Genomic DNA, 15,971 nt, shown 5'->3' with positions numbered 1-15,971 from the left:
GAAGGTCGCGCGGCAGGCGGTGGCTTAACCAGGGTTCGATTTGGTGGGCTAAAGCCCACCCTACCGCTCGCGCGCGCTTGGCGTCCTCGCCGCAGGACTGGTGTAGGGTGGGCTTCAGCCCACCAACCGGATCGGGCTGTCCGCCTACGGCAGGGTGACATCCAGCACGCGAATGCAGCCGGGTTGTGGGTAGTGCCAATGGACCTCGACATCCCACAGGCGCACGCCGTAGCGGCGCTCCGGCTGGGGTTGCTGGTAGGCGGGGCGCGGGTCCTGCGCCAGGCACTGTTCGATCAGCTCGACCAGTGGCTCGTCGAGGCGCAGGCCGTGTTCGTGGGCCTGGGCCAATGCGCTGTCCTGCCATTGCACCTCGATCCGCACGGGAGCGTGCGTAGCGATATGGTTGTGGGCATCGGGCACGCAGTCGGCATAGGGCACGTAGGGTTTGACGTCGAGCACCGGGGTGCCGTCGAGCAGGTCGATGCCCGACAACCACAGGCGTCCGCTCTCGACCCGATCCAGGCGTACCACCGATTGACCGATCCCGTTGGGGCGATGGGTCGCCCGGGTCGCGAACACGCCGATTGCACGGTTGCCGCCCAAACGTGGAGGGCGCACCTTGAGCCTGGGCTTGTCTTCCAGCGCCTGGTGGAAGAGAAACAGCAGCCAGACATGGCTGACCTGCTCCAGGCCCTGCACTGCATCGCCCTGATCGAACGGCGGGCACAGCTCGAGCACGCCGCGTGCAGCGGGTGCCAGCTGCGGCTGGCGCGGTATGGCGAACTTCTCCTTGAAGCAGGAGCGCACATGACCGATGGGCGAAACCTGGTAGCTCATGGGCTGTCAGTCACGCAGGCGCTGGGTCAGGCCCTTGAGAAAGTTGCGCAGGAACTGATCGCCACAGACGCGATAGTTACTGGTGCCCTGCTTGCGGAACAGCGCGCTCATTTCCGGTTTCGATACGGGGAAATCGACGCTGCGCATGATGGCATGCACGTCGTCTTCCTTGAGCTCGAAAGCCACGCGAAGCTTCTTCAGCACCTGATTGTTGCTGACTGGCAGCTCCAGAGCCGGAGCGGGGCGGCTGTCATCCTTGCCACGTTTGAAGTACACCAGGCCATCGAGGGCATGGGCCAGCAGATCGTCGCTGCAATCCTGATAGCCCGGCTCGTCATCCTTCTTCAGTACCGCCGCGATTTCTTCAGCGGTTACCGTTTTGCCACCCAACTGAACGATCTCGGCCAGTTGTGCATCGCTGACGTCGAGCATGTAGCGCAGGCTGCGCAGCACATCATTATTGAGCATGAAGATTCCTGATTGGAGAGGCCCGCGCCAGATGGCGAGGCCGGAAAATAGTGGTTGGGAGCCGATTGCGACGCCGCGCTAGCTGGCGTCGACAGGTCCCTAGAAACGTTCTTTGGCGCCCAGATAGCGCCACTGCCCCGGTTGCACCTTGGACATCGGTACCGCGCCGATGCGGATGCGCTTCATGCCCAGTACCTTGAGGCCAACGCTGTTGCACATGAACACCAACTGACCCGGCAGTGGGTTCTTCAGGGCGAAACGCAGGCGGGTCTCGTTTTGCCAGCTGACCTTGCAGGGCGCCAGCGGCGTGCCGTTGAACACCAGGCCGTGATTGAGTCGCTTGAGGTCTCGATCCGACAATTCACCGCTGACCTCGACCACGTATTCCTGCTCCAGCTTGCTCAGGTCGTCCTTGAGCTTGCGCTCGATACGCCAGTCCTGAGTCAGCACATGCAGACCGTCGGCGCCCGCTTGCAGGGGGATACAGGGCGTCAGGTTGGTGAAGTGACCCTTCAGCGTGCGCTGCTCGGAGCGGTCTTCCGGCCAGCGGCTGTCCGGGCCGATTTCTTCGGCTGCACGTTCGGGAAAGCGCCCGCTGGGGATGTGCAGCAGCAGGGTGACCGGTACCAGAGGTTCAGCGACGGCATCCGGGAGCAGCGCCACCGCTTCGTCGGTCACCTTGCGCTGAGGTTCGTCGACCACCTCGCCGTCGACCGTGACCCAGCCGCCTTCGATATACAGTTCGGCCTCGCGGCGCGAGCAGCCGGTCAGTTCGATCAGGCGTTTGGAGAGGCGTAAGGGTTCGGTCATGGCAGGACATCGTCAGCGAGTAGATGCCCATTGTACCGCCGTGAGGCGTGTCATGCGCGTGGCATGAACAAAGCCGGGCAGGGCGCCCGGCTCGCAGGTTCTACCGATCAGAAAATCAGCGAGAAAATGCCGATCACGACCAGCAGGCCGATAAGGAAGATGATACCGATGGTGCTGCCGAGGAACTTCAGCATGGGGGCTACTCCTGTTTTCGTCCGTTCAGTATTGGGACTGGAGTGCCGCTGGCATCGTTCAGGGTAAATCTGCCCGGCGGCCATTGCGGCCGCAGGGCATCGGCAAGACAAGCAGGGTGTCGAAAACGTGGATCGTTTCCGAAAGCCTGTTAGCCGCCCAGGTAGGCGTCACGCACCTTCGGATCGTTCAACAGATCATGACCACTGCCTTGCATGACGATCCGGCCGTTTTCCAGTACGTAGCCACGGTCGGCCAGCTTGAGCGCCTGGTTGGCGTTCTGCTCGACCAGGAACACGGTCACACCGTCCTTGCGCAGCTGTTCGATGATGTCGAAGATCTGCTGGATGATGATCGGTGCCAGGCCCAGAGACGGCTCGTCGAGCAGCAGCAGCTTGGGCTTGCTCATCAGCGCACGGCCGATGGCGAGCATCTGCTGTTCGCCACCGGACATGGTGCCGGCGCGCTGTACAAGGCGTTCCTTGAGGCGCGGGAACAGGTGCAGCACCTTGTCCAGTTGCTCCTGATTCTCCGCCTTGCTGCCGAAGAAGCCGCCCATGGCGAGGTTCTCCTCGACGGTCAGGCGCGCGAACACGCGGCGGCCTTCCGGCACCACGGCGATGCTCTTGCGCATGATCAGCGGGGTTTCCATGCCGACCAGTTCTTCACCCTGATAACGGATGCTGCCGCTGGTGGCCTGGGGAGTGCCGCAAAGGGTCATCAGCAGGGTGGATTTGCCGGCGCCGTTGGCACCGATCAGGGTCACGATCTCACCCTGGCGCACTTCCACACTGACGCCGTGCAGCGCCTGGATCTTGCCGTAGAAGGTGGAAACGTTGTCGAAATACAGCATTTACGCTTCCCCCAGGTAGGCTTTGATCACGTCCGGATTGTCGCGGATCTGCTCCGGCGTGCCGTCGGCCAGGGGGGTGCCCTGGTTGATCACGAAGATATGGTCGGAAATGCTCATGACCAGCTTCATGTCGTGTTCGATCAGCAGCACGGTCACGTTGTGCTCGTCACGCAGCACGCCGATCAGCGCTTTCAGGTCGTCGGTTTCCCGTGGGTTGAGGCCAGCGGCCGGCTCGTCGAGCATGAGGATGCTCGGTCGGGTCATCATGCAGCGGGCGATCTCCAGGCGGCGCTGCTGGCCGTAGGCCAGGGTACCGGCGGTGCGGTTGGCGAATTCGGTCAGGTTGACCTGTTCCAGCCAATGCGCCGCGTAATCCATGGCCTCGCGCTCACTGCGGCGAAACGCCGGGGTCTTGAACAGGCCGGAGAGGAAGTTGGTGTTGATGTGGCGGTGCTGGGCGACCAGCAGGTTTTCCACCGCGGTCATTTCCTTGAACAGGCGAACGTTCTGGAAGGTACGCACCACACCCTTGCGAGCGATCTTGTGGCCCGGCAGGCCTTCGATCTGTTCGCCGTTGAGGCGGATGCTGCCCGAGGTCGGTTTGTAGAAACCGGTCAGGCAGTTGAACACCGTGGTCTTGCCGGCACCGTTCGGGCCGATCATCGACACAACCTGTTTTTCATTGACCGAGAGGCTGACCCCGTTGACGGCCAGCAGGCCGCCAAAACGCATGGACAGGCCGCTCACTTCTAGAATCGGGCGGCTCATCGTTGTTTCAACTCCAGGTGTGGGCGCTGCATGGGCATGAGGCCCTGCGGACGCCAGATCATCATCACGATCATGGTCAGACCGAATATCAGCATGCGGTACTCGTTGAAGTCGCGCATCTCCTGCAACAGGGTCATCACGATGGCCGCGAATATGATGCCGAGCTGCGAGCCCATGCCACCCAGCACGACGATGGCGAGGATCATCGCCGACTCGATGAAGGTGAACGACTCCGGCGTCACCAGCCCCTGGCGGGCGGCGAAGAAGCTGCCGGCGAAACCGGCGAAGCTGGCGCCGATGGTGAAGGCCGAGAGCTTGACCGTGGTCGGGTTGAGGCCCAGGGCACGGCAGGCGATTTCATCTTCGCGCAAGGCTTCCCAGGCGCGGCCGATCGGCATGCGCATCAGGCGGTTGATCACGAAGATGGCCAGCAGCACCAGAAGCAGGGCGATCAGGTAGAGGAAGATCACCTTGTACGTGGAGTTGTAGGCGATGCCGAGGAAGTCATGCAGGGTCTGGCCACCATCCGGTGCGCGACGATCCAGCGACAGGCCGAACAGTTCCGGCTTGGGAATCGAGCTGATGCCGTTCGGGCCGCCGGTGATGTCGGTGAGGTTGCGCAGCATGATGCGGATGATCTCACCGAAACCCAGGGTCACGATGGCCAGATAGTCACCGCGTAGCCTGAGTACCGGGAAGCCCAGCAAGCAGCCGAAGGTGGCCGCCATCAGCCCGGCTATCGGCAATGCCGTCCAGAAACCGAAGCCTGCGTACTCGGCGAGCAGCGCATAGGTGTAGGCACCCACCGCGTAGAAGCCGACGTAACCCAGGTCGAGCAGCCCGGCGAGCCCGACCACGATGTTCAGGCCGATGCCCAGCATCACGTAGATGAGGATCAGCGTGGCGATGTCCACCGCCGCGCGGGAGCCGAAGAACGGCCAGGCCAACGCCACCACGAACAGCGCCAGCATGATCCAGCGCTGCACGCTGGGCAGGGTCAGCGAGTCCTTCAGGTTCTGCGGCACGGCCGGCAGAACACCTTTGAGCCTGTCACCGCCGAGCAGGCGATCACGCAGCACCAGATGCCAGACGAACAGCAGCGCAGCGGCGATGCCGATAGTCCACAGGGTCTTGGCGCTGGCGCCGCTCACCTGCAGGCTGATGCCGACGACGCTGAGCTTGAGGCCGAGGATCGGGTAGGAGATCAGCAGCAGAAGGATGCTGCTGAACAGGGCGGTCTTGAGGTTCTTGCTCATACCTTTTCAACCTCCGGACGGCCGAGGATACCGGTCGGGCGGAACAGCAGTACCAGTACCAGCAGGCTGAAGGCGACGACATCCTTGTACTGATCACCGAAGATATCGGCGCCGAAGGCTTCGGCAACGCCCAGCACCAGGCCGCCAAGCACGGCGCCCGGGATGCTGCCGATGCCGCCGAGTACTGCGGCAGTGAACGCCTTGATGCCGGCGAGGAAGCCCAGGTGCGGGTTGATCACGCCGTATTGCATGCCCAGCAGCACGGCGGCGACCGCTGCCAGTGCGGCGCCGATGACGAAGGTCAGGGCGATGATGTTGTTGGTGTTGATACCCAGCAGGTTGGCCATCTTCAGGTCCTCGGCACAGGCGCGGCAGGCGCGGCCCAGGCGGGAGCGGGAGATGAACAGGGTGAGGCCGATCATGGTCAGGAAGGTGACCACGAAGATCAGCACCTGCATATAAGAGATCACCACGCCATTCATGGCGCTTTCGCCAAAGATGAAGTTGCCCGGCAGCGGGTTGGTGATGGCCTTGTCTTTCGAGTCCTGGGAAAGCATGACGGCGTTCTGCAGGAAGATCGACATGCCGATCGCGGAAATCAGCGGGATCAGCCGGTTACCGCCGCGTAGCGGCCGGTAGGCAACCCGTTCGATGCTGTAACCGAAAGCACTGGTGACGATGATGCTCGCCGCGAAGGCGCAGATCATGATCAGGGGCAGGCTGTCGAGTCCCATCATGGCCAGCAGCGTGATGGCGATGAAGGCGACGTAGGAACCGATCATGTACACCTCGCCATGGGCGAAGTTGATCATGCCGATGATGCCGTAGACCATCGTGTAGCCGATGGCGATCAGGGCATAGGTACTGCCGACGGTAAGACCGTTGAGCAGCTGTTGCAGGTAGTGATAAAGATCAGGCATTGCCTAACTCCTGGGTCGTCGCGCACGGCAGCGCTTGTGGCGCAGCGCGAAACCGGAATTCTTTCAATAAACAAAGCCCACTGCGTGTGCAGTGGGCTTTAGGCTCAGGCGGGGGGGCTTACTTGGCTTCGGACTTGGTGCCGTCCTGGTGCCATTCGTAAACCACGAAGTTGAAGTCCTTCAGGTCACCCTTTTCGTCGAAGCCAAGGGTGCCGGTCGGGGTGTCGAAGGTGTTGGCGCGCAGGGCGGCCGCTACTTCGGCGGTGTCGGTGCTGCCGGCTTTCTCGATACCACCGGCAATGACCTGAACGGCAGCGTAGGCCGGGAACACGAATGGACCGGTTGGGTCTTCGTTCTTGGCCTTGAACGCATCAACCAGCGCCTTGTTCTTCGGATCCTGGTCGAAGGATTGCGGCAGGGTGACCAGCATGCCTTCGGAAGCCGGGCCAGCGATGGCCGAGATTTCCTTGTTGCCTACGCCTTCCGGACCCATGAAGCGAACGTCGAGGCCTTTTTCCTTGGACTGACGCAGCAGCAGGCCCAGCTCTGGGTGGTAGCCGCCGTAGTAGACGAAATCAACGCCCTGTTGCTTGAGCTTGGCGATCAGCGAGGAGAAGTCCTTGTCGCCGGCATTGATGCCTTCGAACACGCCGACTTTCACGCCTTTGGATTCCAGGGTCTGCTTGACCGCACTGGCGATGCCTTCACCGTACTGCTGCTTGTCATGGATGACGGCAACGTTCTTCGGCTTGATCTTGTCGGCAATGAAGTTGCCAGCGGTCGGGCCCTGGAGGCTGTCCAGGCCGATAGTGCGGAAGATCAGCTCATAGCCACGGGCGGTGATTTCCGGGCTGGTAGCGGCCGGGGTGATCATCAGAATGCCTTCGTCTTCGTAAATGTCCGAAGCCGGCTGAGTGGAGCTGGAGCACAGGTGGCCAACGACGAACTTGGCGCCATCGTTGACGATCTTGTTGGCAACCGCCACGGCTTGCTTGGGATCGCAGGCGTCGTCGTAGACCACGCCTTCGAGCTGAGCACCGTTGACGCCACCGGCCTTGTTGATCTGTTCGATGGCCATCTTGGCACCGATGAACTGCATCTCGCCGTACTGGGCAACAGCACCGGTCACCGGGCCAGCCATGGCGATCTTGATGGTGTCTGCGGCGACCGAGTAGCTGGCAGCGCCAGCCAGGGCCATAGCGGCGAACAGCTTGGAAATCTGCTTAGTAGCGTTGTTCATTAGTGCTCCACTCGTTGTGTTCATTGTTGTAGTTCTGGCAGCCAAAGCAGCAGAACCGGAGTCGACTTTTCCGGCCATACCCCCGGCAACTGTACCGATACAGTGTAGAGCGCTGATTTGCGCCTTGGAAAGTCGGCAGTCGAGGAAGAAGAGTAGGAATGTCGCGTAATTGCAAGAAATGTATAGAAAAACGGCGGATTCCTGACTGACGGGTGGTTGACACGGCTTGCCTGTCAGTCGCCCGTCGTTATCATGGCGGCCGTCAGAAATACGACCCTTCACGATGGAACCTGCCATGAACGAACAACCAAGCACCCTCTATGCCAAATTGCTCGGCGAAACCGCCCCCATCCGTTGGCAGGAGCTGCAACCGTTCTTCGCGCGCGGCTCGCTGCTGTGGGTCGACAGCGATGAGGACCTGATCGCGGTGGCCGAGGCGGTTGCCGAAAATCGTCGCGACGACGTCGCTGCCTGGCTGGATTCGGGGCGCGTCGCGCTGTTGAACGATGTACGCGCCGAGGATCTGCTCACCCGTGATCCGTCGCTTTGGGCTGTGGTCGTTGCGCCCTGGGTTCTGGTGCAGGAGCGCGCCGAAAAGTAGCGTCGACTTCGAACGCGCGTTTCAATCGCTCTGGAATGGTGTTTTCGAAGACGGATAAAGCGGCTTTAGTGATTCATTTTGGTGCTTTTCATGCACTTATTTGGTTCGCAAGGTGGCTGGGATCATCTCTGAGGCCAGGTGTCTATGCTCAGGAGCCCGGAAGCGGATTGACGTTTCCGGCAATCCTTCAGCTCAGGAGACCACTTATGTTCGAGCCCGGCCATTTATTTCGCGGCAACAGCCTGGCGGTAGGTGAGATACCCACCTATGCCATCGACCTGCATTACGACGTGCGTCAGGATGCGGCCGAAGGGCCAATGCTGCACATGTCCCTCAAGGGTGAAATCGCTGGAGCGGCTTTCGACGAGTCGTTCGAGCTGCACCGTGACACCGCCTTCAACTTCGCCAGTGTGGTCAGCCGCCTGGCTCACAAGCATGGTTTGCCGACCAGCGTGGTGCTGATCAGTCACGAGCATGAAGAGTTCGACCGGATGTTCGAGGATATCCGCCAGCGTCTGGGTGCCCACAGTGGCGATCCGGTAGATCTCGATCATCTCGAGAAGGATGGTCTGTAAGCGCTGCAGATTGCGTTGTCACATCTGATTCATCGCCGCCAGCGCCGCTATGTGGCGAGCTGGTTCATTCATTTCGAGGCCGGTCGGTGCATCGGCTGGCACCAGTCTGGAGTCGTGCATGAAACTATCCGCCAACCTGACGATGCTGTTCACCGAGCGGCCGTTGCTCGAGCGTATCGTCGCCGCCGCTGCGGCGGGTTTCGAGGGCGTGGAAATCCAGTTCCCCTACGAAGTCCCAGCGCTTCGCTTGAAGGACGAACTGGCACGGGCGGGCATGCCGCTGGCGCTGATGAATTTTCCGGCTGGCGACTTCATGGCTGGCGGGCCTGGGCTGGCGGCGGTGCCTGCACGTCAGGCGGCGTTCGACGAAGCGTTGCAGGAGGCGCTGACCTACGCCGCCATGGTTCGACCGCAGTCCATCAACGTCCTGTCCGGACGGCTGGCCGCAGGGCTCGAGCGGGAGCAGGCGCTGACTACCTTGAGCAACAACATCCGCAAGGCGTCAGAGGCGTTCCAGACGCTGGGGATCGGCGTGGTCAGCGAGGCGATCAACCCCATCGACATGCCGGGGTTTCTGGTCAACACGCCGGAACACCTGCAAGCACTGCTGGAGCGGGTCGACCACGGCAATTTCCGCGCTCAGCTGGATATCTATCACATGGCGCGACAGGGTATCGATCCGCTGGTGGCCGTCGAAGCACTGGTTGGCCGAATCGGCCATGTGCAATTCGCCGACTGTCCGGGGCGCGGTGCGCCGGGCAGTGGGGATGTCGATTTCGCTAGGGTGCGGCAGGCGCTGGAGACGGGAGGGTACCGCGGCTGGCTGGGCGCCGAGTACCGCCCCGAAGAGGGCGATACCCGTGCCAGCCTGGGCTGGTTGCGCGCGTGGCGGATGCCTGCGCTCAGTTGACCAGAGGAGCGGTTACGCCAACCTCGGGCAGCTTGAGCGCCAGGTTGCCGCGATCCGCCTGGGTGGGCGTGCTCTGGTTGTAAGCGTGGCGCCACAGCGGGTGCTGCTCGGCCTGCTGCCACAACTGCGCATGCAGGCGAGCGAGCAGTACCGGGTCACTGAGCAATGCCAGCTTGCTCTTGCCGTCGAGCTTTTTGGGGCCCAGTTCCAGTGCTTCACCGAGGGCACGTTGCCGTGCCTGTTCGATCAGCGCGGCGTTGCCGTGACGAGCCGTGGCCATGGCGCATGCCAGCGCATTGGGGAAGGGGCGCAGCACGGCTTCGATGAAACCGTTTTCCATGGCATGCTCGCGATTATGCCGGGTATAGGCATAGGTGGAGAGCAGCTCCTGAGGCGGGTTGGACTCCTCGGGAATCAGGAACAGGTTGCCCTTCTTGCTGCGCAGCCCCAGGCTCAGGCGGCTGGAGAACACCGACACCGGAATCGACAGCATCAGCGACACCACGATCGGCGACAGCCACCACAGGAAGTTCGGATCGAGCCACGCCACGCCCGCTGTCCAGCCCACGCCCAGCAGGGCCTGCCAGCCATGGCGGCGTACGGCGTCGCCCCAGGTGGTGATGCCGTTGTCACGCTGCGGTGAGTTCCAGGTGGCGGACCAGCCCAGGAACGCGGCGCTGACGAACATGGTGTGGAACAGCATGCGCACCGGTGCCAGCAGCACCGAGAAGAGCATCTCCAGCAGCATGCTCAGGGTCGCCTTGAACGCACCGCCGTAAGCTTTGGCGCCCTTGATCCAGATGAGGATCACGGCCAGCAGCTTGGGCAGGAACAGCAGGGTCAGGGTGGTGGAGAACAGTGCGATGGCTTTTTCCGGGTTCCACCTTGGCCACACCGGGAACAACTGACCAGGTACCAGGAAGTACTGCGGCTCCATCAGCGTGTGAATGGCCAGCAGGGCAGTGGAGAGCAGCAGGAACATGAACCACAGCGGTGCCGACAGGTAGGACATCACCCCGGTCAGGAACACCGCACGGTGCACCGGGTGCATGCCCTTGACCAGAAACAGACGGAAGTTCATCAGGTTGCCGTGGCACCAGCGACGGTCGCGCTGCAACTCGTCGATCAGGTTCGGTGGTAACTCTTCGTAGCTGCCTTCCAGGTCGTAGGCGATCCACACCCCCCAGCCTGCACGTCGCATCAGCGACGCTTCGACGAAGTCGTGGGACATGATCGCGCCAGCGAACGAGCCTGTGCCCGGCAGCGGAGCCAGGGCGCAGTGCTCGATGAATGGCTGCATGCGGATGATCGCGTTGTGGCCCCAGTAGTGGGATTCACCCAGCTGCCAGTAGTGCAGGCCGGCAGTGAACAGCGGGCCGTAGGCGCGCGTGGCGAACTGCTGCAGGCGCGCGTACAGGGTATTCATGCCCGCCGCCTTGGGCGAGCTCTGGATGATGCCGGCCTGGGGATTGGCCTCCATCAGCCGAACCAGTTTGGTCAGGCATTCGCCGCTCATCACGCTGTCGGCATCGAGCACGATCATGTAGCGATAATCGCCGCCCCAGCGACGGCAGAAGTCGTCGATGTTGCCGCTCTTGCGCTTCACGCGGCGGCGGCGACGGCGGTAGAAGATATTGCCGAAACCCTTGGTCTCCTGGCACAGCTCCAGCCAGGCACGCTGCTCGGCCACGGCGATGTCGGCGTCGCCGGTATCGCTGAGCACGAAGAAGTCGAACTGGTCGAGCTCGCCGGAGGCCTTCACCGACTCGTAGGTGGCGCGCAGGCCGGCGAAGACGCGAGGCACGTCCTCGTTGCAGATCGGCATGATGATCGCGGTACGCGCCTTGGCATCGATCGGCTCGTCACCGGCACTGCTTCCGGAAATACCGTAGCGGTCATAACCACGCAGCAATTCCCAAAAGCCCATCAGCGCCGTCCAGAAACCCGCCGACACCCAACAGAACAACAGCGAGAACAGGGCCAGAATACTGCCCTGCACCACATAGGGCAGTACCTGCAGCAGGCTTTCCTGCCAGCCTTGCTCCATGACTTCCTGCAGGTTGATCAGCGCCCAGCCCTGATAGGGCAGGATGCTGTTCATGTACCAGGTAGCGACGGCGGTCTGGCCCAGCATCAGCAGCAGCAATACGTAGCGACGCAGCGAGCCGACCCGGCGCCAGCGTGCTGGCTCGAGTTCGCGTTTGGGCGGGCGGGGCGGGTTGCTCTTGCCGAACAGGGCGCGCAAGCCACGGGTCAGCAGGTTGGTGCGCCACGGCTCGGGTGTCATCTTGGTGCGGTTGAGGGGCGGGGCTGCCCGCAGAACCGGTCGGCCGGCGGCATCCAGCGACAGCAGGCCGGTGGATTCCAGTGGTTCTCCGGCGCCCAGTTCGATACGTCGGGCAGCCGACTTGTGGACGGCCTCTTCGGCACTCGCGGCCTGCGCGCCGCCGAGGCGGCCGTGCAGTTCGGTGAAGTCACGGCAGTCGGCCAGTGCTTCACGCTCGGTTGCACTCAGCGGCAGGCTGTCCAGGTACTCGTCCAGGGCGGACTGCTCGGTGGTTTTCATGGGGCGGTAACCGTATTGGGTGGCAGTTGATAGCTCCAGGTTTCGCTGAGGGTCTTGTCACCCTCGACCAGAGCCGCGCGCATTTCCACGGCTTTCTTGGGGTCCTTGACCTTGAATCGCAGCGTCAGGCGCCAGCCCTTAGTGGACGGGTTGTACTGCAGGCCGTTGTCCAGCAACTCGGCGTTGTCATTGACGCTGAAGTTGGACGTTACCGCCGCATCGGACTTGAGTTTGGCCAGTGCCGGGCCTTCGAAGTCCACCAGCAGGGCGATGCTGCCATCCAGCTTGCGGGTCAGATTGGGCTGCTTGACTTCGCCGGCACTGCGCATGGTCTGCTTGACCCAGGCGGTTTCCGCACCAAGTTGGGCGCGTTCGTCCTTGGTCCAGTGCATGCGGTAATCGAACTCCATCGGTTCGCCCGGTTTGGGCTGCTCGTCAGGTGTCCAGAACGCCACGATGTTGTCGTTGGTTTCGTCCGGGGTGGGGATTTCCACCAGCTCGACCTTGCCCTTGCCCCATTCGCCCTTGGGTTCGATCCACGCGCTTGGACGCTGCTCGTAGCGGTCTTCCAGGTCTTCGTATTGAGCGAAGTCGCGACCCCGCTGGAGCAGCCCGAAGCCTCTCGGGTTCTCCACTTCGAAGGTGCTCACTGCAAGATTCTGCGGGTTGTTCAGCGGGCGCCAGATGTGCTCGTCGTTACCGGTATGGATCGCCAGGCCATTGGAGTCGTGCAGGGCAGGGCGGTAGTTGGGTTTGCTGGAGCGTTGGCTGGAGCCGTACAGGAACATGCTGGTGAGCGGGGCGATGCCCAGCTTGTTGACGTTGTCACGCAGGAATACTCGCGACTGCACGTCGACCACCGAGTCCTTGCCCGGGCGCAGGATGAAGCGATAGGCACCGGTGGCGCGCGGCGAGTCGAGCAGCGCGAAGATCACCAGATGCTTGTCTTCCGGCTTGGGGCGCTCGATCCAGAACTCGCGGAAATACGGAAACTCTTCACCACTCGGCAGTGCGGTGTCGATGGCCAGGCCGCGGGCCGAGGCGCCGTACACCTGATCCTTGCCGATCACCCGGAAATAGCTGGCGCCGAGCAGGCTCATGATCTCGTCGGACTTGCCCTTGGCGTTGATCGGGTACATCACGCGGAAACCGGCGTAGCCGAGATTCTTGACGGCATCCTTGTCGACCTTCAGGTCACCGAAATCGAAACGCGCAGGGTCGTACTTGATTTCCTTGACGCTGGTAGCGGTCACTTCGTTGATTTTCACCGGGCTGTCGAAGTGCATGCCCTGGTGATAGAAACTCAGTTTGAACGGGGTTTTGCTGTCGGCCCATTCGTACTTGTCTTCGAGCGATTTGATCTTCTGGTAGTCGGTGAACGGCAGGGTGCGCAGCTCACTGGGCAGGTTGACGGCTGGAGCAGCGTAAGGCTTGTCCAACAATTCCTTGGCTTCCGAAGCCACGTCATCGAGTGAAAACGCCAGTACCTGAGTACTGAACAATGAAGTGGTGCAGGCCAGGCACAGCGCGGCTGGAAGCATGCTGTGACGGACAGATGCCTTGACGGTTTTGAGGATCACGGATCCCTCCAGAAACAGTAAGAAACAGCGGCACGGTCGGCCGAACATCTCCTTCCGACCGTTATCGTTGCAGATGATTCCTGTGAATTTCCCGCCGCTTCGCTCTGAGCCTGTTCACGACCTCGCGAGCTGGATCCATACAAGGGCTGGGCGCCCCCGCAAGAACAGGCGAGGGTGCGGAGGTTGCGAGCTGTAACTGAGCAAACCGAGCCTGTTTTCAACGCGGCAGGGCAGGTTCTCAGGCTGTGCTGCGCTTCACAGGCAGAAACTTGAGGAGCTGCTTGCGGGTCGGCACCACGGCGTTCTCCTGGGCCCAGACGCAGAGGATCACGGTGAGCAGCAGGAACAGCGGGTAGAAGGCGATCGACAGGGTTTGCTCACCAGCCTGGACGGCGCATTGCGCCCAGTTGGCGAAGCACTCGGTCGACGCCACGCTGAGCACCTTCTCCGACCGTGAGAACAGGGTGAAGGCCGGCACGTGCAACACGAAAAGCGGCAGCGAAGCTGCACCCAGGCGTTGCGACCAGCGGCGTACCGGCTCACTGGTCGGCGATGGCGCCAGGGCGCACAGGTAGATCAGCATCATTTGCGACGGCAGCAGCAGGCCGTTGTGCAGCAGGTAATACCAGTACTGCTCGCCCTCGACCAACCAGGCGGCGCCGAAGAAGCAGGTCAGCACCGTGACGATCATCAGGCCGATACCTGCGCCGCCCGGCGAGCGGCCAGCGTCGCGCATGTCACGGAACAGGCCGTAGGCGAGGATGCCGGCAAGGAACTCCGGCAGGCGCACCAGGGGGTTGCGGTGCAGGATGCCGGTGAACGGCATGCCGTAGTCACCATTGAGAATCACCAGAATCGGCGGAATCATGTAGATCAGGGTGAGCACGCCCAGCCACAGCACCTTGTGCTTCAGGCGCGCCAGGCGTGGGGCCACGAAGGGAAAGGTGAGGTAGAAGAAGAACAGCGTGGAGATCGACCACAGTGGCGGATTGAAGGTCAGGTAGAACGGGTTCCAGGCCTGCAGCATGAACAGTTGCAGCACCGTATTGAGTGCCAGTTCGCCGTTGCCCATGAAATGTTCGAGGGTAGTGCGCGAGATCCCGGTCATGTCTTCGTTGGTGTCGTACACCACGAAACGGATGGTGGCCTTGGTCTCGTCCGGCGGGATGCCCAGGTTGCTGATGATGAAGATGACCGTGATGGTCAGCAGCAGGGAAAAGATGTGCAGTGGATAGAGGTTGGCGAAACGCCGGCTCCAGAAACTCACCGCCGGCTCACGCAGCTCACCGCGCTTGCAGTACACGTGGGCGAGCAGAAAACCGGACAGCACGAAGAACGTACTGGTGGCGAAGAAGCCGACACCGCTGAGCTGCTTGATGATCGGCAGCTTCTGTTCTGCGTAATTGTGCAGGGTATGGAAGACCACGATGTACAGGCCGAGTATGAAACGCAGCCACTCGAGCCCGATGAAATGTTCCTTGTCGGTTCGGGTCATCCCCGTTCTCCTTATATCGACATCTTCCGGGCACGAATCAGCCTGCGCAGACAGCTTCGCTGCGCAGCCTTGCGGCAGCCGGGTCAGCGTCTGACAGCGTCAATCGCATTTCGATCTATCTGATTGCCGGTTGTGGCCACCAGCGAGCGTTCAGACGACCCCGCATTAACAATGCTCGCTCGCGACAGTGGTGGCGAAATTCACCCCGGTGTCGCGCAAGAAATCGCCTCGCCAGCAAGCTGGCTCCTACGGATGGAGGCACGTTCAGGCTTTCCGGGATTGCCCCCAATTCCGACTGTAGGAGCGAGCTTGCTCGCGATGGCGGTTATGAGTGCACCCACGGTGTCGCGGGTGAAATCGCTTCGCCAGCAAGCTGGCTCCTACGGATGGAGGCACGTCAGGCTTTGCTGGGTTGCCCCCAATTCCGACTGTAGGAGCGAGCTTGCTCGCGATGGCGGTTATGAATGCACCCCCGGTGTCGCGGGTGAAATCGCCTCGCCAGCAAGCTGGCTCCTACGGATGGAGGCACGTCAGGCTTTGCTGGATTGCCCACAATGCCGACTGTAGGAGCGAGCTTGCTCGCGATGGCGGTTATGAATTCACCCACGGTGTCGCAGGTGAAATCGCCTCGCCAGCAAGCTGGCTCCTACGGATGTAGGCACGTCAGGCTTTGCTGGATTGCCCACAATGCCGACTGTAGGAGCGAGCTCGCTCTCGATGGCGGTTATGAATGCACCCACGGTGTCGCGGGTGAAATCGCCTCGCCAGCAAGCTGGCTCCTACGGATGGAGGCACGTCAGGCTTTCCGGGATTGCCCCCAATTCCGACTGTAGGAGCGAGCTTGCTCGCGATGGCGGTTATGAATTCACCCACGGTGTCGCAGGTGAAATCGCCTCGCCA

General features: G+C 61.9%; 14 protein-coding genes and 1 pseudogene. 3 read left to right on the top strand and 12 right to left on the bottom strand.

From position 1 onward, the window contains the following. Nucleotides 1-144: 144 nt before the first annotated feature. From tsaA to ACT9T4_RS25910, 9 genes are all read right to left on the bottom strand, one after another. The gene (gene tsaA, locus ACT9T4_RS25950; RefSeq protein ID WP_499119719.1) at nucleotides 145-837 is read right to left on the bottom strand and encodes a tRNA (N6-threonylcarbamoyladenosine(37)-N6)-methyltransferase TrmO; all 693 of its coding nucleotides are present in this window, start codon (nucleotides 835-837) and stop codon (nucleotides 145-147) included. Between the two features lie 6 nt (nucleotides 838-843). Next, nucleotides 844-1,305, bottom strand: a complete 462-nt coding sequence (locus tag ACT9T4_RS25945) for a YehS family protein (RefSeq protein WP_042556486.1) — start codon at nucleotides 1,303-1,305, stop codon at nucleotides 844-846. Between the two features lie 99 nt (nucleotides 1,306-1,404). After that, entirely contained in the window at nucleotides 1,405-2,115 is a 711-nt protein-coding gene (locus tag ACT9T4_RS25940; protein ID WP_499119716.1) for an rRNA pseudouridine synthase, read from the bottom strand. A 107-nt stretch (nucleotides 2,116-2,222) separates the two neighbouring features. Then, nucleotides 2,223-2,393, bottom strand: a complete 171-nt coding sequence (locus ACT9T4_RS25935; protein WP_225834250.1) for a small membrane protein YohP — start codon at nucleotides 2,391-2,393, stop codon at nucleotides 2,223-2,225. Nucleotides 2,394-2,458: 65 nt separating this feature from the next. Further along, nucleotides 2,459-3,160, bottom strand: a complete 702-nt coding sequence (locus ACT9T4_RS25930; protein ID WP_499119714.1) for an ABC transporter ATP-binding protein — start codon at nucleotides 3,158-3,160, stop codon at nucleotides 2,459-2,461. Then, entirely contained in the window at nucleotides 3,161-3,928 is a 768-nt protein-coding gene (gene livG, locus ACT9T4_RS25925) for a high-affinity branched-chain amino acid ABC transporter ATP-binding protein LivG (protein ID WP_042556483.1), read from the bottom strand. Beyond that, the gene (locus tag ACT9T4_RS25920; RefSeq protein WP_042556482.1) at nucleotides 3,925-5,184 is read right to left on the bottom strand and encodes a high-affinity branched-chain amino acid ABC transporter permease LivM; all 1,260 of its coding nucleotides are present in this window, start codon (nucleotides 5,182-5,184) and stop codon (nucleotides 3,925-3,927) included. Before ACT9T4_RS25920 ends, livG begins: the two co-directional genes overlap by 4 nt. Continuing rightward, nucleotides 5,181-6,104, bottom strand: coding sequence for a high-affinity branched-chain amino acid ABC transporter permease LivH (gene livH, locus ACT9T4_RS25915; protein ID WP_042556481.1), 924 nt, complete (start codon nucleotides 6,102-6,104; stop codon nucleotides 5,181-5,183). The genes ACT9T4_RS25920 and livH overlap by 4 nt, the downstream gene beginning before the upstream one ends. Before the next feature lie 118 nt (nucleotides 6,105-6,222). Next, entirely contained in the window at nucleotides 6,223-7,344 is a 1,122-nt protein-coding gene (locus ACT9T4_RS25910) for a branched-chain amino acid ABC transporter substrate-binding protein (RefSeq protein ID WP_042556480.1), read from the bottom strand. A 295-nt stretch (nucleotides 7,345-7,639) separates the two neighbouring features. Here ACT9T4_RS25910 and ACT9T4_RS25905 point away from each other — a divergent pair, with 295 nt between their 5' ends. From ACT9T4_RS25905 to ACT9T4_RS25895, 3 genes are all read left to right on the top strand, one after another. After that, nucleotides 7,640-7,945 (top strand): DUF2288 domain-containing protein, encoded by a 306-nt coding sequence (locus ACT9T4_RS25905; RefSeq protein WP_042556479.1) that lies wholly within the window; start codon nucleotides 7,640-7,642, stop codon nucleotides 7,943-7,945. Nucleotides 7,946-8,151: 206 nt separating this feature from the next. After that, nucleotides 8,152-8,520: a DUF5064 family protein gene (locus ACT9T4_RS25900; RefSeq protein WP_179537605.1), complete on the top strand. Its 369-nt coding sequence runs from the start codon at nucleotides 8,152-8,154 to the stop codon at nucleotides 8,518-8,520. A 118-nt stretch (nucleotides 8,521-8,638) separates the two neighbouring features. Next, nucleotides 8,639-9,430, top strand: a complete 792-nt coding sequence (locus tag ACT9T4_RS25895) for a hydroxypyruvate isomerase family protein (protein ID WP_499119711.1) — start codon at nucleotides 8,639-8,641, stop codon at nucleotides 9,428-9,430. 70 nt (nucleotides 9,431-9,500) lie between these two features. On the opposite strand, the pseudogene mdoH reads toward ACT9T4_RS25895, so the two are convergent. The 3 genes and pseudogenes from mdoH to ACT9T4_RS25880 form a co-directional block, all read right to left on the bottom strand. After that, nucleotides 9,501-11,996: pseudogene (gene mdoH / locus ACT9T4_RS25890) on the bottom strand (glucans biosynthesis glucosyltransferase MdoH); the annotation flags it as partial. Next, entirely contained in the window at nucleotides 11,993-13,537 is a 1,545-nt protein-coding gene (locus ACT9T4_RS25885; RefSeq protein WP_499119721.1) for a glucan biosynthesis protein G, read from the bottom strand. The pseudogene mdoH and the gene ACT9T4_RS25885, both read right to left, overlap by 4 nt. A 277-nt stretch (nucleotides 13,538-13,814) precedes the next feature. Further along, the gene (locus ACT9T4_RS25880) at nucleotides 13,815-15,071 is read right to left on the bottom strand and encodes an acyltransferase family protein (RefSeq protein ID WP_042556475.1); all 1,257 of its coding nucleotides are present in this window, start codon (nucleotides 15,069-15,071) and stop codon (nucleotides 13,815-13,817) included. Between the last annotated feature and the right edge of the window lie 900 nt (nucleotides 15,072-15,971).

This window comes from Pseudomonas sp. SZ40, from assembly GCF_052958135.1.
The sequence above is the reverse complement of the archived record's forward strand: the minus strand, read 5'-3'. Positions and strand labels throughout refer to the sequence as shown.

Bases quoted from the DNA above. Each gene is read 5' to 3' on its own strand.
- tsaA (WP_499119719.1), bottom strand. From the start codon at position 837: ATGAGCTACCAGGTTTCGCCCATCGGTCATGTGCGCTCCTGCTTCAAG.
- ACT9T4_RS25945 (WP_042556486.1), bottom strand. From the start codon at position 1,305: ATGCTCAATAATGATGTGCTGCGCAGCCTGCGCTACATGCTCGACGTC.
- ACT9T4_RS25940 (WP_499119716.1), bottom strand. From the start codon at position 2,115: ATGACCGAACCCTTACGCCTCTCCAAACGCCTGATCGAACTGACCGGC.
- ACT9T4_RS25935 (WP_225834250.1), bottom strand. From the start codon at position 2,393: ATGGCCGCCGGGCAGATTTACCCTGAACGATGCCAGCGGCACTCCAGT.
- ACT9T4_RS25930 (WP_499119714.1), bottom strand. From the start codon at position 3,160: ATGCTGTATTTCGACAACGTTTCCACCTTCTACGGCAAGATCCAGGCG.
- livG (WP_042556483.1), bottom strand. From the start codon at position 3,928: ATGAGCCGCCCGATTCTAGAAGTGAGCGGCCTGTCCATGCGTTTTGGC.
- ACT9T4_RS25920 (WP_042556482.1), bottom strand. From the start codon at position 5,184: ATGAGCAAGAACCTCAAGACCGCCCTGTTCAGCAGCATCCTTCTGCTG.
- livH (WP_042556481.1), bottom strand. From the start codon at position 6,104: ATGCCTGATCTTTATCACTACCTGCAACAGCTGCTCAACGGTCTTACC.
- ACT9T4_RS25910 (WP_042556480.1), bottom strand. From the start codon at position 7,344: ATGAACAACGCTACTAAGCAGATTTCCAAGCTGTTCGCCGCTATGGCC.
- ACT9T4_RS25905 (WP_042556479.1), top strand. From the start codon at position 7,640: ATGAACGAACAACCAAGCACCCTCTATGCCAAATTGCTCGGCGAAACC.
- ACT9T4_RS25900 (WP_179537605.1), top strand. From the start codon at position 8,152: ATGTTCGAGCCCGGCCATTTATTTCGCGGCAACAGCCTGGCGGTAGGT.
- ACT9T4_RS25895 (WP_499119711.1), top strand. From the start codon at position 8,639: ATGAAACTATCCGCCAACCTGACGATGCTGTTCACCGAGCGGCCGTTG.
- ACT9T4_RS25885 (WP_499119721.1), bottom strand. From the start codon at position 13,537: ATGCTTCCAGCCGCGCTGTGCCTGGCCTGCACCACTTCATTGTTCAGT.
- ACT9T4_RS25880 (WP_042556475.1), bottom strand. From the start codon at position 15,071: ATGACCCGAACCGACAAGGAACATTTCATCGGGCTCGAGTGGCTGCGT.